Source organism: Desulfoluna sp. CLI2B, assembly GCF_056847375.1.
On the sequence record NZ_CP186557.1, the window covers coordinates 6,115,657 to 6,136,469 of the forward strand.

Genomic DNA, 20,813 nt, shown 5'->3' on the forward strand with positions numbered 1-20,813 from the left:
GTTACGACAGTCAATATGGGGGACGAATCGTATCGTGGGATCTCAAAACAGCAGCATTGTCAATGGATTTATTGATGAAGTGACAACTTACATTCCGTTGCTTCGCAGCGGAATCGAGGCGCTGTCCGCCGAGCCCCGCCGTGTGGAGGAGGTTCAGGAACTCCACCGGTTGGTCCATATCATCCACGGGGCGGCGTCCCTTGTGGGACTTGTGGGCCTGAGCCATGCGGCCGCGCCCGTGGAAGAGGCACTGGAGGAGGCCATGGAAGGGGCCTTGCCGGTGGATGCCCCTTTCCTCGACGCCATGGCAGAAGCCGTGGACCACTTTGACGCCTTTGCCCTGGGACGGATTACGGACCGTGCCCATGAGATCTCCATGGTGGCCCGATCGGTGGCGGTGTTCAGGCGCCTCCGGGGGTTGCCCGAAACAGGGGACAAAGAGGCCGTGGCCTTGTTTCTGGAAGAACTCGGCGAAGACCCCGGCCCCGGGGACGTCTCTGTCCCCGGGGTTGGGGTGCCGGAGCCTGATCAGGAGCCCACCCTGTGCGTTGAAGGGGATGCCGAGGCCGAGTTGCTCTTAGGCGATGTCCCCTCGGGTACCGAGGGCCTTGACGGAATGCCCATGCCCGAGGACGAAGACGTGGCGTCGGTGGATCCCTTTCTCTTTGATGCCCCTCCGGTGTGTCCCGATCCCTTTCCCGAACAGGAACCGGACGGTTCGCCGGGGGCTTTGCCGGAGAGCGGCGACGCCCCCAGCGGGGTGGCCCCGGAGATTCTCGCCGTGTTCAACGACGAGGTGGAAGAGCACGTGGAGTCCATCAACCGGAACCTGGAGGCCTTAGAGGCCCAGGTGGCGGAACCCATGATCATGGGGGCGGACGAAAAAGAGAAGATTCGCCAGGTTCGCCGGGCCGTGCACACCATCAAAGGGGCCTCAAGCCTTGTGGGCATGACCGGGCTGCCTGCCTGGGCGCACCGGGTGGAAGACCTTTTGGACTGGCTCTACGACGAGGCCGAAGAGATCACGCCCGAGGCCGTGGCCGTGCTGTTGAGGGCAACGGACATCATGGCCCTTTTCCTGACTGACCCGTCCCGGGTGACCGACCACGAAATGTCCGCTCTTGAAACCGATTTTTCCCGCATCCGGGGCGCCTCCCCCGGGGCACCTGCCCCTGGGGCGGGGGATGGGCCCCACGGTGAACCCGGAGAGAGCGTGGGGATTTTTGACGCCCTGTCCGTTGAGGATGAGGCGGCCATGGACCGGGAGGCTGCAGGCGCACCGGGCCCCGCATTGTCGGGGACCTTTCGCGTGGGCATGGAAAAGCTCGACGACCTGGTCAACCTCGCCTCCGAACAGATCATCGCCTTGAGCGCCTTTGACCGGAAGCTCGACGCCTTCATGGGGACAGTCTCCGAACTGGACCTGTCCCGGGCGCGCCTGCGGGAGACCTCCCGCAGCCTGCAGGTGGGCTACGAGGTCAAGGCCATCGCAAAACCGGGTGCGGCCCTGGCCGAGGCCGGTGACGGGGACCCCTTCGGCGACTTCGACAGCCTGGAGCTGGACCGCTACTCCGAATTCAACCTTATGCTCCGGGATCTGGCCGAATCCGCGGTGGACATCGGGGAGATCTACAGCGTCATGCAGACCCTTCACAGCGACTTCGAAGGGTACGTCACCCGGCAGCGGGTCCTGCTGAGCGAGCTCCAGGGAAAGTTGATGCACATCCGCATGGCCCCCATGTCCGTGATCACGACCCGGATGCGGCGGGCGGTGCGGGAGGTGGCCGACAGGCTGGCAAAACAGGTGCGCCTGACCATCCGCGGCGAGGGCATCGAGCTGGACCGTGTGATCTGGGAAAAACTGGCCGACCCCCTGCTCCATATCCTTCGTAACGCCGTGGATCACGGTATTGAAGACCCGGAATCACGCCGTAAGGCGGGCAAACCCGACACCGGTATCATCGCGGTATCCGCTTCCCGGGAGGGGAACCAGGTGCTGATTCGGATCCGGGATGACGGGGCCGGGTTGAACCTTGCGGCCATCCGCCGCAGAGCAGAATCCATGGCCGGTGTGGATGCCGCATCTTTGAGCGACGAGGAGCTGGTCTCCCTGGTCTTTGCCCCCGGGTTCAGCACCCGGGGCGAGGTGACGGAGATCTCCGGCCGCGGGGTGGGCATGGATGTGGTGAAAACCAATATCGAAGAGCTCAAAGGCTCGGTGCGCATCTCTTCCCCCGGTCCGGGACAGGGCACGGTGCTTCTGGTGCGTATTCCCCTGACCCTTGCCGTCACCCGAGCTGTGCTGTGTACGGCGGCGGGTCGCACCTTTGCCGTTCCTTTGAATGAGATCAGCGACATGCTGAGGGTCTACCCGGAAAACATGGTGCGCGAGCCCATGGAGTCGGTTCGGGTGGATGATGAGGTCTTTCCGCTCTATCGTCTCTCCCGGGTCCTGGGCATGGCCGACGACACGGCGAGTCGCGAGGGCGTGGGAGACCGGCCCCTTGTGCTCAAGATCGAGTCCCCCGAGAGGACGGCGGCCCTGGCCGTGGACAGCCTCGTGGGGCAGCAGGAGATTGTTATCAAGAGCCTCGGCAGCCACCTGCAATACGTCAAGGGGATCTCCGGGGCCACGGTGATGGGGGACGGGAGCCTGGTGCCCATCCTCAACGTCCGGGAGCTGCTGGACGGTGAGTTGGGTGACGCCCGACCTGCTGCACCGGTGACGGACTCCGAGGCCGACACGCCCCTGGAGGTCCTCATTGTGGATGATTCCGTCAGCGTCCGCCAGGTGGTGGCACGGCTTCTGGAGAGCCGGGGCTGGAAAACCACTTTTGCCAGGGACGGGGTGGAGGCCCTGGAGACACTCTCTCTCCTTACCCCCGATGTGATTGTCCTGGACGTGGAGATGCCCAGGATGAACGGGTACGAATTTTTGAGCGCAAGGCGGTCCCACCCGTCCTGCCGCACGGTTCCGGTGGTCATGCTCACCTCTCGGTCCACGGCCAAGTACCGGGAAAAGGCAAGGGCCTTAGGGGCCGACGGGTACGTTGTGAAGCCCTTCGACAACCGGCAGTTTCTCAACCTGATTGAACGGCTGGCCATGCGGTGAATGGGCAATGCCCACCCTCATGACCCGGAAAGGGGTCCAGATGCATACCTATTTATCGTTTACTGTGGGGCCCCTGACCCTGGGCGTGGACATGGGCTCTGTTGTCTCCGTGGAACAGGGCCGCCCGGAGCACGGCCGCAGGCAGGCTACCGTACAGATGGGATCGGTTGCCTTTCAAGGGGAGACTGTGCCCCTGTACAGCGCGTCCCTGCTCCTGGGGGCGGCCGGTTTTCCCCATGGCGACACCTCCGGTGCCAAAACCGTGATCCTTCGCCTGGAAGACGGGGCCGTGGCCCTGTCTGTGGACGGGGTGGGCAAGGTGTTGGAAGGGGCTGATAAGGATATGGCGGAGATGCCTCCGGTGTTTAACGGCCCGGCAAAGGACCTCTTCCCGGAGGCCCTGCACGGCCCGGATGGCTGGGTTCCCCTGATTCGCCCGGAAGCCGTGGGCAGGGCAGCTGTTTCCCGAAGCCGGATCCCGGCGGCAGACGATCTTTCGGCTTTTGGCATCGAACCGGCGGTGGAAGCATTTGATGCCTTTGAGGCCGAAGAACTCCCTGTTCCTGATATCGAGCTTTCGGTGGACGCGTGTGATGCCCCTGAAGCGGAAGAACTTCTTGTTTCTGACATCGAGCTTGCAGTGGAAGCATTTGATGCCTTTGAGGCCGAAGAACTCCCTGTTCCTGATATCGAGCTTTCGGTGGAATCGTTCGAAGCCCCTGGGGCCGAAGAACTCCCTGTTCCTGATATCGAGCTTGCGGTGGAAGCGTTCGATGCCCCTGAGGCCGAAGAACTCCTTGTTCCAGATATCGAGCTTGCGGTGGAAGCGTGTGAAGCCCCTGAGGCCGAAGAACTCCTTGTTCCAGATATCGCGCTTTCGGTGGAATCGTTCGATGCCCCTGAGGCCGAAGAACTCCTTGTTCCAGATATCGAGCTTTCGGTGGAAGCGTGTGATGCCCCTGAGGCCGAAGAACTCCTTGTTCCTGATATCGGGCTTGCAGTGGAAGCATTTGATGCCCTTGAGGCCGAAGAACTCCCTGTTTCTGATATCGAGCTAACGGTGGAAGCGTGTGATGCCCCGGAAGCAGAAGAATTCCCTGTTCCTGATATCGAGCTTTCGGTGGGAGCGTTCGATGCCCCTGAGGCCGAAGAACTTCTTGTTCCTGATAACGAGCTTTCGGTGGAATCGTTCGATGCCCCTGAGGCCGAAGCACTCCTTGTTCCTGATATCGAGCTTGCGGTGGAAGCGTGTGATGCCCCGGAAGCGGAAGAACTCCTTCTTCCTGACATAGAGCTTTCGGTGGAATCGTTCGAAGCCCCTGAGGCCGAAGAACTCCTTGTTCCTGATATCGGGCTTGCGGTGGAAGCATGTGATGCTCCTGAAGCCGAAGAACTCCTTGTTCCTGATATCGAGCTTTCGGTGGAATCGTTCGATGCCCCGGAAGCCGAAGAACTTCTTGTTCCTGACATCGAGATTGCGGTGGACGCACGCGAAACCCCTGTTACAGACGATGCCCTGGCTGAGGCCATCTCCCCCGCCTTGCTGGAAAAGGTGGTCCACCGTGTGGTCAAACGCATGATGGTTGAGGTGGTCTCAGAGCTGGCGGCCGATTCCGTGGCAGCTGATTATCCTGAGGACGAAGGTCTGTGAGAATCGTTGCGCGGTCATGCTGCGCACCATCGTAAAAAGAGAAAAACATGGACGTAAGAGAGTACAAATCCGCCTCATCGGGTTCCCTGATCCTGGCCCCGGCCGTTGGGGCTTTTGCCCAGGGGGAGCCGGTGTGGTTTCTGTTCGGCATCTCCCAGGTGGAAGATATTCTGGGATCCCTTGGGTTTTCCGAGGTGCCCTTTGCCCCGGCCTATGTCGGCGGGCTCGGGGACTGGCGGGGCCTTGCCCTGCCGGTTCTCTCCCTGGAGACCCTCCTGGGCTTTGCCCCCGATGAGGCCGGGTACGGCGGCACGCGCATGCTGGTGGTGCGAAAGGCGGGCCTTTCAGGAGAACCTGAGAACTGGAAGCGGGCCCTTGTGCGCATCGCTCCCGGGGCAAGGCTCCTTGGCAGCGCTCCCCGTACCGAGCCCCTCTCTGCGGGGGCGTATCTGGAAGCATCCCTTCTTCCGGCGGTCAAGGGCATGTACCGATGGGAGGAGGGGCTCCTTGTGGTGCCCCATCTTGAACACATCCTGGGAGGGGAGTTGAGCGGTGTATTCAGCCACGACACTTGAAAACGGTATCCGCGTGGTCACCGAGTCCATGCCCGAGACGCGGTCTGTGTCCGTGGGGATCATGATCGATGTCGGACCCCGGGATGAGCCCGAAGGGTGTCACGGCCTGGCCCACCTGGCCGAGCATATGATGTTCCAGGGCACGGGAAGCCGCAGTGCCCGGGATATTGCCCTGATGATGGACGAGTCCGGCGGGCAGATGGGGGCCTTCACCACCCGGGATTACACCTGTTATTCGGCCACGGTCCTGGACGATTACACCACCTACGCCCTGGATCTCATGGGGGACATCCTTCTTAACTCGGTGTTTCCTGAAGAGGCCCTGGAGCGGGAAAAACACTCGATCCTCCGGGAGATCGACGGGGAGTCCGACATCCCCTCAAGCAGGGCCCACGACGCCCTGAAATCCCATGTCTGGGGCCGACATCCCCTGGGGCGCTCCGTGGCCGGTTCTCCGGAGGTGGTCCGGGGCATGACCCGGGAGGATTTGATCTATTTTGTCCACCGGTACTACCTTCCCGACCGCATGATCGTGGCGGCCGCAGGCAACCTTCACCACGGGGATTTTCTCTCCCAGGTGCGGGACGCCTTCTGGCGGATGATGGGGACCGGGGAGAAGACCCATAGCCCCAGCCCCTCGTTTGCTTCCGGGGTGGTGGTGGAGGACGTGCCTGTCTCCCAGGCCTACTTTGCCATCGGCCTTGACTGCCTGCCCTACGGGGACGAGGGGCGCTACGGGGTGCACCTGCTCAACAGCATCATCGGCGGCGGATCGAGCTCCCGGCTCTATGCCCGGTTGAGGGAGGAGCGGGGCCTGGTGTACCGCATCGGCTCGGAATACCACGCCTATGCCGACGGCGGTATGCTGGTCATCGAAGGGAGCACGGCACCGGAGTATCTCATCCGGGTCCTGTGCCTTGTGCTGGTGGAGCTGTGGCAGCTTGCCGCAGGGGATGACCCCGTCTCCGAGGAGGAGTTGTGGAAGGCCCGGATGCAGCTGCGGGCCCAACACCTCATCGCCTCGGAGAATTCTTCGACCCGCATGAGCCGTCTGGCCACCCAGGCCTTTTATTTCGAGCGGTTTCTCTCCGGAGAGGAGATCCTATCGTCCATCGACGCGGTGGGGTGTGCGGAACTCAAGGAGACCGCAGGCAGCGGCCTTGCCAGGGCCCTGAAGCATGTGGCTGTCTCCGTGGTGGGCCCCGAAGGGCCCGAGACCTTTACCCGGCAAGGGATCGAGGATCTGCTGGCAGAGTTTGTCTGAAAAAGCCGGGCACATGGCGACGGCATGGCCGTAGGGCCAAGGGGCGTCGTCCATCAATCCATAGACCAAGAAGGAGTGCAATCATGACCATCGACAACGCCGTGAAGAAAAACTGGATCGACGTGCAGAAGAAACATGATGTTCCCGTCAACGCCATCGGGGTCAAGATCAACCCCAAGGACGAGAAGACGCTGAAGGTGTGGAAGGAAGAGGGCATCGATCAATTTGTGAAGCGGTAGGGCCGCAGGTACGGACGATGTGTCCGGGGCGCCCCGGTAAGCGGGGCGCCTGCACCGGCGCTGCATGGGTTTTTGAGTAATTCTGGAGTGAAACAATGGCGAAACATAAAATTCTGGTTGTCGAGGACAGCCCGACGAACATGATCCTTATGACCACCCCCCTGACCGAGGCGGGGTACGATGTCATCACGGCTGTGGATGGCGAAGAGGCCCTAGAAAAGGCCACCGGTGAGCACCCCGATCTCATTGTCCTGGACGTGATCCTGCCGAAGAAGAACGGGTTCCAGGTGTGCCGGCAGCTGAAAACAGCCCCGGACACCCAGGATATCAAGATCATCATGCTCACCAGCAAAACCCAGGACAGCGACCGGTTCTGGGGGACGAAGCAGGGTGCCGACGGGTACATGACCAAGCCCTTTGATAATGGTGAGTACCTGAATGCGGTCAAGGCGCTGCTCTGATCCATCGGGTTCGGTTTGAATCTCCCCTGGTTACGCGGGGTTTTTTCGACGGTCCGTCGTGCATGGGCCGTCGCCACGAGGAAGGAGTGGCGCATTGGAACGCATAAAATCGTTTTTTCAGAGCCTCAAGGTCGGCACCAAGCTGTCTTTTGGCATCGTATCGATGATCGTGTTGGTGATGGCGGTCCTGTTGACGACCATTATCAACTCTTACCGCGAAAACCTGATTGCCAACAGCCAAGAGCTGATGATTGCCTCGGTCAAGAACGTGGGCCAGTCCACCGAGGCGGATATCTCGGCCACGGCGCAGATGGTGCGGACAACGGCCATCTCCCAGGCATCGGGGATGTTCGGAGACCGCGAAGGGACCATTGAGCAGATCAAGGCCGGCATGGAGGCTTTCCCCGGCTGCTTTGGTATTGCCATCAACTACGAACCCGACGCCGACGGCCAGGATGAGGCGTACCGCGGCGACACCGTGCATACCATCGACGGTCGGTTTCTCCCGTTTTATCACTGGAAAGACGGGCTCAAACGCGATGAGATCGTGCCCAGTAAGAGTATCCAGACCGCCAAGGGGTGGTACCAGGTGCCTAAGAAAAACGCCCTTGAGATGCTGCGGGGCCGAAACGTGACAGACCTGATGTACTACTCGGATGTCTACCTGACCCGAGGGGTTCCCACGGTCTCCATCGTCCATCCCATCATCCGGGACAGGGAGTTCAAAGGGGTGGTCTCCGTGGACATGTCCATGATCAACGCCCAGGCCGACCTGAAGCGGCTCAAGCCTTATGCCACGGCCCGACCCTTCCTCGTGGGCGAAAAGGGGACGATCCTGGCCGGGGAGCTCTTCGGACAGGCCAAGGTGGGCTCATCCGTTTACAAGGAGCCCGGCTACTCCGACGCATTTTTCCGGTTCTTCAAGGAGCACAAGGGCGGAATGCTTGAGGAGACACGGGCCTCGGACGGCAAAGAGATCTACTATGTGTTCTCCCTTCTTCCCACCACCGGCATGGTGGTGGGCCTGGCCGTTGAAAAAGAGGAGATCGTAGCCCCCATCAACGCCCTTATCGCCAAGATCTCCGTGGGCGCAGTGGTGGCTCTTATTCTCTGCCTGGCCGTTGTCTGGCTGGTGGCGCGGCGCATTGTCGTCAGGCCGGTCAACAACATCATGTCCCTTTTCAGTGAGATCGGTATCGGTAACTTTGACGCCCGTGCCGAGGTCATGAGCCGGGACGAACTCGGCATCATGGCCGAGAGTCTCAACGCCATGCTGGACAACACCCTCTCCCTGATCCAGAGCCGTGAAGAGCGTGACGCCATCCAGGGCAGCGTCATGAAGCTCCTTACCGAAATCAGCGGCCTCACCGAAGGGGACCTGACCGTGCGGGCGGAGGTGACCGAAGACATGACAGGCGCCATTGCCGACTCCTTTAACCTCATGGCCGAGCAGATCGGCCAGGTGGTCCGGGAGGTCAAGGCCGCAGCGGGCCGCGTGAACGACACCTCCGGCGAGGTTCATGAATCCACGGAAAAGCTGGCCCAAACCAGTACCTTCCAGGCCGAGCAGATCGCCTCGGCCATCGACGACATCCGAGGCATGGCAGACGCCATTCGCCAGGTTGCGGAACGGGCCGTGCATTCGGCCTCGGTATCGGAGCAGTCCACGGCAAGCGCCCGTGAAGGGGCCGACGCGGTGAGCAAGACCAACGCCTCCATGTCAGCTATCCGGGAGAACGTCCAGGAGACAGCCCGGGCCATTAAGCGCCTCGGGGAGAGCTCCCAGGAGATCGGCAACATCGTGCAGATCATCGGTGACATCGCCGACAGGACCTCGATCCTGGCTTTGAACGCCTCCATCCAGGCAGCCATGGCAGGGGACGCGGGCCGGGGCTTTGCCGTGGTCGCCGAAGAGGTCCAGCGCCTCGCGGAGCGTTCCACCAACTCCACCAAGCAGATCGACACCCTGGTAAAGAACATCCAGGGGGAGATCACCGAGGCCGGTGCCAGTATGGACGCCAGTATCCAGAGGGTTGTTGAGGGCTCAAAGCGAGCCGACGACGCCCACGCCAAGCTGGAGGAGATCCGGGAGGTATCCGGCGAGCTCGCCGAACTCATCGGCGGCATCTCCCGTACGTCCGAGGACCAGGCCAGGGAGTCGGAGAAGATCACGCAATCCATGGAAGCCATCGGGACCATCAGCTCCGACACCTCGGAGGCCAGTCTTGCAACCGCCGCCCGCATGGACGAGATGGAGGAGACGGCACTTGCCATGATCAGCTCCATCGCGGCCTTTAAGGTGGACGCGGCGTAAGAAAGGCTGCTCGACCCTGTTGATTGATCGTGGGCATCTACCCGTTTTTTTCCCCCCCGGGGTGATGCCATCACGTGAAAAACCCCCTGAAGCAAAATGCTTCAGGGGGTTTTTTCATGGGAGAGGCTCCGCCCCGGGTCTTGCTCAAGGTGGGGCGGAGCGGGGAGCCGGCACCTGGATGAAAGGCACCATCGGGGGGGCATGCCGTGTGGGGACGGCATGGGGTATGGTGCCCGGAAAAGGTGCTCGGTTCCCCGAAAAAAAGCCTAAATGGTCATGTTGTTAAATGCCGATGTCGTCGGGGCGGACCATGAGCCAGCGCTTGTTGGCGGAGGGGTACTGCCAGGCCTCCTGCTGCTGCCGGGCGCGGAGGGTTCGGGCCGCCTGGGTGGCTTCCCAGAGGTCTTCCCTGCGGTTGACCCAGAGCTTAATACCCCCGAACTCTTCGGCCTTGAAGAAGGCGTGGGGTAATAGTGGGGAAGCCCCAGGCTGCTGGAATTGGGGCGCCCCGGGTGGATATAGTCCTCGATGGCCCAGACCTTGCCGGAGGTGATGGTGTAAGGGCTCCACAGGGTGGGGGTAAGCTCCATGGCCATGTGCCGCGCTTTGGGGTAGCTCTCATCCAGAAAATGACCTCTCTGGATCTGCAGGCGGGCCGTGGTGATGTTGCCGGTGGCACGGTCCTTGAGCAGGGTGCTGACGCCGATGACGTTTTCGGGTTTGATGTTGAGCCCGTACCGGGGGTCGCAGGCCACCATGCGGACAAGCTCTTCCAGGGCGGAGGAGATCAGGAAGACCTCGATGTCGTTCTCCTGCATGGCGTTGATGAGTTCCCGCATGCCGGGGTAGATACGCGGGGCCTCCACCTCTATCTCGGTAAGCACGCCGCTTTGCCGGTACTTGGCGGGAATGGACGCCCCGTTCAGGGCGAAGAGATCGTCCACGTGGCCCTTGAGCTCTTCCAAGGTAAACCCGGAAAAGATCCGGGCGAGCCAGGGAGACCCCACCTTGGGGTCGATCTCAAAAAGCCGTCGGGCATAAGAGGTGAGGGTGTCTCCCGGAAGCAGGGGGACGATTTCAAGGGCAGGATCCATGGACTCCGGGGTCATGAGTCCTTTGGTTTCCAGGTAGGCCAGCAGGGATGCGTCCAGGTTTCGGTACCAGAGGGTGTTGTCGCAGGCAAAGACAGCAAATTTGTCCTGAAAGGCGTTGCGTTCGATGAGACGGATCAGCTTGTGGCGTTGAGCCCCGGGCCAGTGGGTCAGCTCTGCGGCTTGGGCCGTGCAGGTCAGGGCGATGAGGCTCACTGCAACAAGGGCGACCTTGCGAAACCATGTCATGTCTGCTTTTTCTCCTTGTCATCTTGCGGTTGACAAAAAAACGGATCAGGGGCGGTTCAGCCATCCTGACTGCATGTGTTTCCTGCGGGGGTGAAAAAGCAAACCGGGTGCTTGGGCCAGTGTGGCAGGAGGGGGGTGGGAAGGGCTCCATGGAGCGGTCGCACGGGTGACAAGGCTTGGGCTGCGAAGGCGGCCTTTGGGCGTCATCCATGGGCAACCCGGCTGTCTTCGTTTGGGGAAGACCCGTGGCTTTCCGTCCCTGCTTCACAACAGGTTTGGCTTTTTCCAGCGTCTTCCCCGACAAGTTGGGCGTCGGGGGCGCTCGGGAAAAAAGTATGTATGAACCGAGAGGTATCCTGGGATTTTTAAAACCAGGAAACATAAGATGTTATCAGGCACACTGTTCCGTGTCCTAGTTAGATATAAACCATACGAGTGAACCCCTGGTCAACGCTTGTTTTTCTTTTTAAACAAAAAAAATAAGGCAGTAAGTAAAATGGGCTTTTTATAGAAATCAGTAAACGGAGGGTGGGGGTGTGTAATGCACTGATATGCAGAGGGTTTGTTGTGCAGGTGATGGCGAGCGCTTTGGGGGGGCGGGGCAGGGCCCTGCCCCCGGCAGGTCGGTTGCATGCTTCCTATTTTCAGTTCAGGAAGCGGTCTGTACAGGCGGTGGATAAATCGGGGACCGCCTGGACCTTGCCCTGGGCCTTTAAAAAGGCGGCGGTATCCGAGAGGCTGCCTACGATGGAGGCGTCCAGGGAGAGGGCGTAGGTGTGGCGGGCCATGGCCGACTGCATCACCTCCCGGGGAAGCCCCGTGGCCCGGGCCATGATCTCGGCTGTCTCCTCCGAGTGGGCCTGCACAAAGGCCTCGGCGGTCTTGAGGGCCTTTATGAACGCAAAGGTGTCGGCCCGGCGATTGGCAAGGAACTCTTTTTGGGCCAGGAGCATGATGGGGTAGCGGTTGCCAAGGCCCCCGAAGGTCATAAGCTCCCTTCCCCCCTTGAGCTCTCCCATGGAGGGGGTGGGCTCACTGGCGGCAAAGGCATCGATGGAACCTGCGGCCAGGGCCTCGGGCAGGGTGGAGGGCGACAGGTCCGTTACGGTGATGGTTCCTGCCGGGGTCCCTGCGGCGCTTAAAGCCGCAAGAAATCCCCCGTAGGTGGAGGTCCCTTTTTTGATGCCCACGCGCTTGCCCGAGAGATCGGCCAGGGTGGTGTAGGGTGAGTCCTTGAGGACGATGAGACGGTGGCGATGCTCCCCGGTGCAGTGGCTGGCGATGATGGTGAGGTTCTCGGACCGGGAGGCGCTGATGATGGCCGTGGTGTCTCCCATGGTGCCGAAGTCTGCGGAGCCGGAGTAGAGGGCCTCGGCACAGGCCGGGCCGTTGTTGAAGCGAAGGGGTGTCACGTCAAGGCCCTCATCGGCGAAAAATCCTTTTTCCACCGCAATGACGGGCAGGGCGCTGCCGATGCGGTTCTGGAAGGCAAAACGGATGGGCTCTGAGGCCGTCTCCGGTTTCTGGGTGCAGGCGGCAAAGGCGACCGACAGGCCAAGGACCAGGGCGGTAAACAGGAGGGGGATAGGGCCTCGATGGCGCGGTGCGGTGTGGCGTGGAAAAAGAGCTGTGAATTTCATGCGTATGGTTCCTTAACGACGGTTAACGTGAGTTCAAAAAGAAAAAAATGCCTCCGGCGGCCCTGCCGGGGGCCAAACTTTTAAAAAGTTTGATAAACAGGTCTCAAGTAATCATTCATAGGCTCCGCCGAAACAATTCCGACATGTTCGTATTAGAAACGTTTTTTGCGGAGCTTTTTTTCAAAAAAGCGATCCGCCGGAGGCAAGCTGAATGGTTACAACTTGATTTTACCATAACCTCAAGGCGTCTGTTTCCCACGAAAAACAGGACGCATCATTGTCCACGGGCGAAGTCCGAAGGCCTGCTTTCTTCAGGCATCGATGCGGGTGGGGCCGATGCAGCAGGGCAGGGCGTTGAGTTCGCGTCTCAGGTCGCGGACCACCGCCTCCATGTCGTGTGAATACCGGGTACGGGGGCGGGGAAGGCCAATGGGTTTGTCTGCCCGGATGTTGCGGGGGGAGGGCCCCATGACGATGACCCGGTCTGCCAGGAAGGCGGCCTCTTCCACGCTGTGGGTGACGTAGACCACGGTCTGGCCGAAGCGCTGCCAGAGTCGGAGCAGCTCGTCCTGGAGTCTCTCCCGGGTGTTGGCGTCCAGGGCGCTGAAGGGCTCGTCCATGAGCAGGACGTCGGGGGCAAGGGCCAGGACCCGGGCGATGGCCACCCGCTGCTTCATGCCGCCGGACAGGGTGTGGGGGTAGGCCCTGGCGTGGTCGGCCATGCCCACGAGCTCCAGGTGGTGCAGGGCCTCTTCGGTGCAGGTTTTATCCGGCTTGCCTTGTTGCTCCAGACCGAATGCCACGTTTTTCAGCACCGTGAGCCAGGGAAAGAGGGTGGCCTCCTGGAAGACCACGCCCCGCTCCGGCCCGGGTTCCGTGATGGGTTCCCCCCGAAACAAAAGGGTCCCGGAGGTGGGCCGGACAAATCCTGCAATGAGGTTGAGGAGCGTGGTTTTTCCGCACCCGCTGGGGCCCAGGATGCAGGTGAACTCCCCATGGCCCAGGGAGAGGGAGACATCGGATAAAATGGCCGGGCCCGAGGCACCGTTTGTGCCGTATGCTTTATGAAGGTCGGTGCAGGAGATCATGCGTCGTCCCCCGTGAGGTACCATTTGGCGATGGTCCTCTCTTCAAGGGGCTTGAACAGGAGGCGTTCCACCAGGAGCCCGATGAGGCAGATGATGCCGATGCAGGAGAAGGCCGAGGCGTAATCCAGGGTCCATCGGGCTTCGATGATGGCGTAGCCCAGGCCCGTTCCCGTGCCCACCACCATTTCAGCCGCCACCAGGACCCGCCACCCGTTGCCCAGGCCGATGCGAAGGCCGCTGATGGTGGCCGGAAGGGCCCCGGGCAGCAGCACGCGAAGGAGCAGGGTCTTTCCCCTTGCCCCCATCATGCGCGCCGCTCGCAGATAGGTTTCGTCGAGCTGCTGCACCCCGGACAGGACGTTTAAGGCAATGGGGGTAAAGGCGGTGATGGCGATCATGGAGACGGTGGCGGCCTCGCCGATGCCGAAGCAGAGGATAGCCACGGGGATCCAGGCCAGGCCCGGGATCAGTTGCAGGACGTGGAGAATGGGAAGGGTGGCATTGCGAAAGCCCCTGGACCACCCCGCCAGCAGGCCGTAAAAGGTGCCGCACACCGCGGCGATACCGAAGCCAGCGAGCCAGCGCAGGAGGCTGTCCCCTATGTGGCGTATCAGGGGCGCCTCGGACAGGGGAGCGCCGGACACCAGGGCCGCCAGGGTTTGGCCCACCTCCCAGGGGGTGGGAAAGGCCACGTGTCGGTTGGCCTGGATCATCAGGGCCATTGCCTGCCAGATCATGAGAAAAATGAGAAAGGGTAGCATTTTTCCAAAGATGGTTTTTGCCATGGAGGTTCCTGCCTTGCACATGATGTGGGGTTTTTCACGACGTTGGGGCGTTGCGGCGGTTTCAGGCGGGGCACGCACCCAGGGTTACCCTTGATACGTTGCAAATTTCAGTCCACGAGTATCTCATGTTTTGGGCCGAGGGGCACGGGAAAAGTGGGGAGAGGCTTTGTTCGGGTGGGCAAAGCGCAGCGTGCCCATCTGTCCACGGTTAACCCGCACCATCCCAGTCCCATGGCAGAAAGCATCGCCGCACACGATGGCCACGGAACCAGGGCCGTAACAACCTCAGCGGATACGGCTGTGCCTTTGCCCCTCCTACACCACCTCGGCTTATCGCCTCAGATGGCTGTGTGTCACACGTAGGATGGGCAAAGCGCAGCGTGCCCATCTGTCCACGGTTAACCCGCACTTTCCCAACCCCATGACAGAGGCCATCGCCACACGCGATGGGCACGGCTCCAGGGCCGTCGCAACCTCAGCGGACATGGCTGTGCCTTTGCCTATCCTACACCACCTCGGGTTATCGCCTCAGATGTCCGTGTGTCACACGTAGGATGGGCAAAGCGGAGCGTGCCCATCGTTGCATGGTTAACCCGCACCATCCCAGTCCCATGGCAGAAAGCATCGCCACACACGATGGGCACGGCGCCAGGGCCGTCGCAATCTCAGCGGATACGGCAGTGCCTTTGCCCATCCTACACTACCCCGGGTTATCGCCTCCGGTGGCCGTGTGTCACACGTAGGATGGGCAAAGCGGAGCGTGCCCATCTTCACGGTTAACCCACATCTTCCCAACCCCATGCCAGAGAGCATCGTCACACGCGATGGGCACGGCGCCAGGGCCGTCGTAACCTCAGCGAATACGGCTGTGCCTTTGCCCATCCTACATCCCCTTGTGTTCTCGCCTCCGGTGGCGGTGTGTCACACGTAGGATGGGCAAAGCGGAGCGTGCCCATCGATTGCACGGTTAACCCACATCTTCCCAACCCCATGCCAGAGAGCATCGTCACACGCGATGGGCACGGCGCCAGGGCCGTCGTAACCTCAGCGGATACGGCTGTGCCTTTGTCCACCCTACACCATCTCGGGTTATCGCCTCAGATGGCCGTGTGTTACACGTAGGATGGGCAAAGCGGAGCGTGCCCATCGTTGCACGGTTAACCCGCACCTTCCCAACCCCATGACAGAGGCCATCGCCACACACGATGGGCACGGCGCCAGGGCCGTCACAACCCCAGCGGATACGGCTGTGCCTTTGCCCATCCTACACCACCTCGGGTTATCGCCTCAGATGGCCGTGTGTCACACGTAGGATGGGCAAAGCGACGCTCGTGCCCATGGTAGGGACAACCCACACCTCCAACCCCATGACAGAGAGCATCGCCACACACGATGGGCACGGCGCCAGGGCCGTCGCAACCTCAGCGGATACGGCTGTGCCTTTGCCCATCCTACACCCCTTCGGGTTATCGCCTCCGGTGGTCGTGTGTCACACGTAGGATGGGCAAAGCGGAGCGTGCCCATCGTTGCACGGTTAACCTGCACCTTTTCAATTTCATGACAGAGAGCATCTCCACACACGATGGGCACGGCGTCAGGGCCGTCGCAACCTCAGCGGACACGGGTGTGCCTTTGCCCATCCTACACCTCACCCCTCGTTTCCCGGATGCCCACCGGCTCTTCCCCTGTTCCCGAACTTTCCGGCGCTCCGGCCAGGAGCACGCCGCAGATGACCAGGGCCGCGCCCGCGTATTGGGCCGTGAGAAGCCGTTCCCCTAAAATGAGGTAGGCCAGGACCAGGGTGGAGACGGGGATGAGGTTGGCAAAGAGGATAACGTGGGCTGCTTTGATGCGGGTGAGGGCGTAGTTGATGACCACGTAGACAAAAAAGGTGATGCCCACGCCCAGGTAAACCATGGCTCCCAGGGCTGTCCAGGAGATGGCCGCGGGCATGGGGCCTGCCAGGGCGCCGGGGAGAAAGAGGAGGGTGGCCCCGAAGACCTGGACGGCTGAGAGGAAGAGGAATGAGTAGCGTTCGGCCAGGTGCTTGACGGTGAGGGCATAGGCCGTGGAGGAGAGCACCCCGCAGAAGATAAAGAGGTTGCCCAGCAGGGGATGGGAGGCCGTGGCGTCGGCCTCGCCGAAGGCCGAAACCACCACGACGCCTGCCACGGCCGCGCAGATACCCAGGGCGCATCGGGTATTGATCTTTTCTTTGTAGAAGAAGAGAGCGCCCAGGGCGGCGGCAAGGGGGGCGCAGGCTACGATCATGCCTGCCTGGGAGGCTGTGGTGTAGGTAAGACCCAGGGTTTCGAAGGTGAAGAGGAGAAAGGGCTCGCACAGGGCCAGCAGCACCAGGAATTTCCAGTCCCCCTTTCTGTATTCGGGCTTGGGGATCTTGCCCCAGAGCGAGGCGTAGGATCGGCCCAGCCGCCAGGAACACCCGGGCCAGCAGGATCTGGGGAAGGGTAAAGGAGCCGATGAGCAGCTTGATGACAATGAACCCGCCGCCCCAGATGATGTGGGCGACGACGAGAAGCAGAAAAAGAAATGCCGTGGGCATGGGATGTCCTTGATAAATAATGATGTGAAAAACTGGGGGAGGCCCTTTGAAAAGGGCCTCCCCCGCTCCCCACCCCCAAACTTCCGGTTATGGGAAGCGGTGAGGGGGCCAATTTATTGGGTGCGTGGCATCGAGCATGGAGGCAGGGCTTGGGAACGAGGGGAAGCGCCCTTCGGTCTGCACGCTGAAGGGAAAACAACCGAAGGTGTTTTCGCTACAATGGTTACGACACCCTCATTGTTGGATGCACGGAAGTTAAAGTCGATACCGTTCAGTTGACGCAAATGTATCCGGTCTTTTCAAGGCTTGTGACAACGTTTGGGTCAACCATCAGCTTATGAGGCGGGCGCAGCCCGCGGCGAACGCCCCTGCTGTTTTCCCTGAGGAACGAAGGGAAAACAGCAGGGGTAATCAGCTTTCGAGGTGGCTCACCTCGCCGCCGGAGGCCTGCTGTTTTAATACCCGATCCACTGCCAGTAGGTGGTGGCCACGATGACCACGGCGATACCGGACAGGACCATGCGGGTGGCCATGATCTGCATGAGGTATTTTATGCGTACGTACCCGGTGGCGAACATGATGAGGGCCGGGGCCAGTTCGTAGGGGAAGAGGAACTGGTCGAGGCCGTAGAAGAAGCTGTAGAGCAGGGGCTGGGTGTCCAGCCCCAGGTTGGAGGCGATTTCGGCCATGGGAATGCTCAGGGAGCTGGCCGCGGCCACAGGGGTGAGGGCAAAGTTGGCGAGGATGCCCACGAGGTAGGCGAAGAGAGAGGTTCCGGCCAGGCTCTCCATGCTTTTTAAGTAGGGCACGACCTTGCCGGCCATCCACGCGGGGATACCGAGGCTTCCGGCCACGATGCCCACGGCCATGCAGGCGATGATGAAAAAGAGGATGGAGAACTGGACGCCTTTGACGTCTTCGGCCTTGAGGAGGCTGAACACGGGGGTGAACCCCAGAAGAACGATGGCGCAGAAGGCGTAGTAGCCCGGGATACCGTGGAATTTTTCCGTGGCAAAGGCGGTCACAGCAAGGAGGGTGAGGACCAGGGTCTTGGTTTCGTCCTTGCTCATGGCACCCATGGCCTGGATCTCTTCACTGGCGTGGATGCGGCATTGTTCGATGTACCTGCCCAGCTCGCGGCTTCCGAAGACGTGCAGGATCCCGATGCAGCCGGCGGCGTTGAGGAGGCTGTATCCCAGGTTGTCCTTGAAGAAGCTGAGCCATTCAATGGGCACGCCCATGTCTTTGACCATGAGCAGGCCCACGATGCCGACGTTGTTGGGCAAAAAGTTGGTGGCGGGGACGGTGGCCCCGAAAAAAGCGGCCATGATCAGGGTGGTGGCCGCCTTGGAGCCTTTTTCCATCCCCATTTTGTTGCACATGCCCGAGGCGATGGCCATGAAGAGGATCACCACGGTGATGACGTCGGGGATGATTGCCCCCAGGCCGTAGCCTGCGATGATAAAGGCACCGTAGAGTCGCAGGGGCGTGGAGCCGATATGGGAGATGGTCAAAAGGGCGATGCGGTCGGAGAGCTTGGTGCGTTCCATGAGCGCGCCGATGAGCATGCCGCAGAGGATGATCCAGGGAATGGGTGTGGTCCAGCCCACAAAGGCAAGGTCCGGGGAGGCGATGCCGGTGACGATGTACAGCATCAGCAAAAGGACCGCTGTGGTGAACAGGGGCATGATCTCGAAGGCAAAGCCGGAGATGGCAAAGATGGTGATGAACCAGTAGGTGGTGACCTTGGGGGTCTCCGGGCTGTAGAGCAAAAAGGCCCCGATGGCGGCAAACAGGAGGCTCAAGGCCCAGCCTCGGGTTTTCTGTGATGTCAGCAGTGCGGTCATGATACGTTCCCTTTGAGGTTGCGAATATAGCGTTCAACGGAAAGAGCTGCAACCGTTGCGTCACCCATGGCGGTGGTTATCTGCCTGAAAACCTTCTCATTGATGTCCCCGACACCGTACACACCGGGGATGTTGGTCTCCATGTCGGCTCCGGCCAGGATGTAGCCTTTGTCGCTTACGGCGACCTGATCTTTGAACAGATCGTTGTTCGGGGACTGGCCGAGGAAGACAAAGATGCCGTCTGCGGGCAGGGTCTCCCGCTTTCCTGTGGCGAGGTGTTCGATGACCGCGCCGGTGAGGCGGCCCCCTTCGATGCAGAGGTCCACCAGCCTGGTGCCGGTGCGGGCGTCCACCCGCTCGTCGGCCAGGAGCTGTCGCTGGGTGGTGTCGGCTGCGAAGAAACGGTCTTCGGACTCCATGAGGGTGAGGTGGGAGACGCCGATCTGCAGCAGGTAGAGGCTTTCGTCAAAGGCGCTGTTGCCTCCGCCCAGCACGAGGACCCGTTTGCCTTTGTAAGCGCCGCCGTCGCAGATGGCGCAGTAGTGCACCTCGTCGCACTCCACGGGAAGGTCCAGGGGAACGGGCCTGCGCCCGGTTGCCAGGATCACCGCCCTGCTGTGGTAGACCTCCTCGTCGGTCTCGACGGTTTTGGTCTCCCCTTCAAGGCAGAGGGATTCGATGTCGCAAATCTCTTCCACGGGCACGGAGAGGCTGTCCACATGGGCGCGCATCTTCTCCATCAACTCCATGCCGTGGATTTTCGGGTAAGAGGGAACATTCAGCACCGTGTGGGTCGAGTTCACGAGCCCTCCGGTGACGCTCTCTTCCAGGATCACGGTGTTTAAATTGGCCTGGGCCGCGTAGATGGCGGCTGTCATGCCTGCGGGACCGCCCCCGACAATGACCAGGTCGACGTGTTTTTCCGGTTTCATCTGTATCTCTCCAAATTAGGTGCGCACCCTCCGAAGGGGGCAGCCCGGGAATGCAGGGTCCTGATTCTCCGGTGCGGCCCTCTCGGGTGATGCAGGGGTCCACACGTCGCGATCATGTGGGGGGATTGCGGGTGCCGCCAAAGGGCAGGCCCCGGGTCACGGAACCCTGGCCTTACTTTTTGCGGCGTTTTTATTCGGACGTCCGTTTGAATGCCGGGAGGCTGTGCACGTCCTCCCGATGTTTTTTCCATGTGTTGATTTAGAGGCAAAAGCCTTGCCTCCGGCGGCGAGGTGGGGCCACCTCGAAAGCTGATTGCCGTTGCGATTTGTCCCTCGTTCCTCGGGCCAAATCGCAACGGCCTTCGGCTCGGGCTTCGCCCGAAGCATATGCTGGTGGTTTGTACGAGCGATACGACAAGCCTTGAAGGATTAGAATTCGTTATCGTAACTCGTTGGTTATCAGCTTTAACCTGACTGCCTCCGGCGGGCAGTAAGCCTTGGGGTGGTTTTGCCACCTCATGTCCCCCGGTTAATCGAAAGGTTCGAAGTCCCGGCAAATTCGCTGAAGGGCTGCGTCCGTACTCGTAACTGTGGCTTGCGCAAACAGCTTCACACGCTTCAACAGGCGGGATCGACTTAGGCGTTTTTGTAAAAAGCCGTCATCTCTTTGGGGTTCATGAGGCCCGCTTTGGTGGCGACGATGGCGCCGCCTTTGATGACGTAGATGGTGGGAGCGCGCTCGGCTCCGAGTTGTTTCTGCGCCTCGGGGTTTGCCTCGGAATCCATGTTAAAGAAGGTGACTCCCTCGTTTTTCTTGGCGAATTTCTCCAGGACTTTTTCCATGTTCTTGCAATGGGGGCACTGCTCTTTAAAGCAGATGAGGACCCCGGCTTCGGTGTCTGAGATGGCGCCTTTGTAGGTGTTGTCGTCAAGGGTGGTAAACATGATGGTCTCCTGCAAATGAATGCATGGTTGTTATGTTCTGGAGGTGCCTCCGGCAGG

The 20,813-nt window shown here is 60.9% G+C and carries 15 protein-coding genes and 1 riboswitch; of the genes, 7 read left to right on the forward strand and 8 right to left on the reverse strand.

The genetic code is table 11. The features are described 5' to 3' along the window. Positions 1 to 34: 34 nt before the first annotated feature. From ACOYW2_RS28315 to ACOYW2_RS28345, 7 genes are all read left to right on the forward strand, one after another. Positions 35 to 3,112, forward strand: a complete 3,078-nt coding sequence (locus ACOYW2_RS28315) for a hybrid sensor histidine kinase/response regulator (RefSeq protein WP_482768765.1) — start codon at positions 35 to 37, stop codon at positions 3,110 to 3,112. A gap of 40 nt (positions 3,113 to 3,152) precedes the next feature. Continuing rightward, positions 3,153 to 4,763, forward strand: a complete 1,611-nt coding sequence (locus ACOYW2_RS28320) for a chemotaxis protein CheW (RefSeq protein ID WP_482768766.1) — start codon at positions 3,153 to 3,155, stop codon at positions 4,761 to 4,763. Positions 4,764 to 4,810: 47 nt separating this feature from the next. Next, positions 4,811 to 5,338 (forward strand): chemotaxis protein CheW, encoded by a 528-nt coding sequence (locus ACOYW2_RS28325; protein ID WP_482414537.1) that lies wholly within the window; start codon positions 4,811 to 4,813, stop codon positions 5,336 to 5,338. Next, on the forward strand, positions 5,316 to 6,602 hold the full coding sequence (locus tag ACOYW2_RS28330) for a M16 family metallopeptidase (protein ID WP_482420962.1): 1,287 nt from the start codon (positions 5,316 to 5,318) through the stop codon (positions 6,600 to 6,602). The genes ACOYW2_RS28325 and ACOYW2_RS28330 overlap by 23 nt, the downstream gene beginning before the upstream one ends. Positions 6,603 to 6,685: 83 nt before the next feature. Then, the gene (locus ACOYW2_RS28335) at positions 6,686 to 6,841 is read left to right on the forward strand and encodes a hypothetical protein (protein WP_180137367.1); all 156 of its coding nucleotides are present in this window, start codon (positions 6,686 to 6,688) and stop codon (positions 6,839 to 6,841) included. A gap of 95 nt (positions 6,842 to 6,936) precedes the next feature. Then, positions 6,937 to 7,302: a response regulator transcription factor gene (locus ACOYW2_RS28340; RefSeq protein WP_482414539.1), complete on the forward strand. Its 366-nt coding sequence runs from the start codon at positions 6,937 to 6,939 to the stop codon at positions 7,300 to 7,302. A 94-nt stretch (positions 7,303 to 7,396) separates the two neighbouring features. Then, complete coding sequence (locus ACOYW2_RS28345; protein WP_482768767.1) at positions 7,397 to 9,616, forward strand: methyl-accepting chemotaxis protein; 2,220 nt, start codon at positions 7,397 to 7,399, stop codon at positions 9,614 to 9,616. A gap of 266 nt (positions 9,617 to 9,882) precedes the next feature. On the opposite strand, the gene ACOYW2_RS28350 is transcribed toward ACOYW2_RS28345, so the two are convergent. The 8 genes from ACOYW2_RS28350 to ACOYW2_RS28385 all read right to left on the reverse strand — a co-directional run bounded on the left by ACOYW2_RS28350 (position 9,883) and on the right by ACOYW2_RS28385 (position 20,756). Beyond that, positions 9,883 to 10,956 carry an HAD family hydrolase gene (locus tag ACOYW2_RS28350; protein ID WP_482768768.1) on the reverse strand — a complete coding sequence of 358 codons (1,074 nt, stop codon included), beginning with the start codon at positions 10,954 to 10,956 and terminating at the stop codon, positions 9,883 to 9,885. 209 nt (positions 10,957 to 11,165) lie between these two features. Then, positions 11,166 to 11,246, reverse strand: a riboswitch (cyclic di-GMP riboswitch). A gap of 354 nt (positions 11,247 to 11,600) precedes the next feature. Further along, positions 11,601 to 12,596, reverse strand: a complete 996-nt coding sequence (locus ACOYW2_RS28355; RefSeq protein ID WP_482768769.1) for an ABC transporter substrate-binding protein — start codon at positions 12,594 to 12,596, stop codon at positions 11,601 to 11,603. 311 nt (positions 12,597 to 12,907) lie between these two features. Continuing rightward, a complete protein-coding gene (locus ACOYW2_RS28360) occupies positions 12,908 to 13,684 on the reverse strand; it encodes an ABC transporter ATP-binding protein (protein ID WP_482768770.1) in 777 nt (258 codons plus the stop codon). Further along, positions 13,681 to 14,469, reverse strand: coding sequence for an ABC transporter permease (locus ACOYW2_RS28365; RefSeq protein WP_482414544.1), 789 nt, complete (start codon positions 14,467 to 14,469; stop codon positions 13,681 to 13,683). The genes ACOYW2_RS28360 and ACOYW2_RS28365 overlap by 4 nt, the downstream gene beginning before the upstream one ends. Before the next feature lie 1,641 nt (positions 14,470 to 16,110). After that, positions 16,111 to 16,968, reverse strand: a complete 858-nt coding sequence (locus ACOYW2_RS28370; RefSeq protein WP_482768771.1) for a DMT family transporter — start codon at positions 16,966 to 16,968, stop codon at positions 16,111 to 16,113. Positions 16,969 to 17,487: 519 nt separating this feature from the next. Beyond that, on the reverse strand, positions 17,488 to 18,879 hold the full coding sequence (locus tag ACOYW2_RS28375) for an SLC13 family permease (RefSeq protein ID WP_482768772.1): 1,392 nt from the start codon (positions 18,877 to 18,879) through the stop codon (positions 17,488 to 17,490). Then, positions 18,876 to 19,811, reverse strand: a complete 936-nt coding sequence (locus ACOYW2_RS28380) for an NAD(P)/FAD-dependent oxidoreductase (RefSeq protein ID WP_482768773.1) — start codon at positions 19,809 to 19,811, stop codon at positions 18,876 to 18,878. Before ACOYW2_RS28380 ends, ACOYW2_RS28375 begins: the two co-directional genes overlap by 4 nt. A gap of 636 nt (positions 19,812 to 20,447) precedes the next feature. After that, the gene (locus tag ACOYW2_RS28385; RefSeq protein WP_482768774.1) at positions 20,448 to 20,756 is read right to left on the reverse strand and encodes a thioredoxin family protein; all 309 of its coding nucleotides are present in this window, start codon (positions 20,754 to 20,756) and stop codon (positions 20,448 to 20,450) included. Positions 20,757 to 20,813 lie beyond the last annotated feature (57 nt).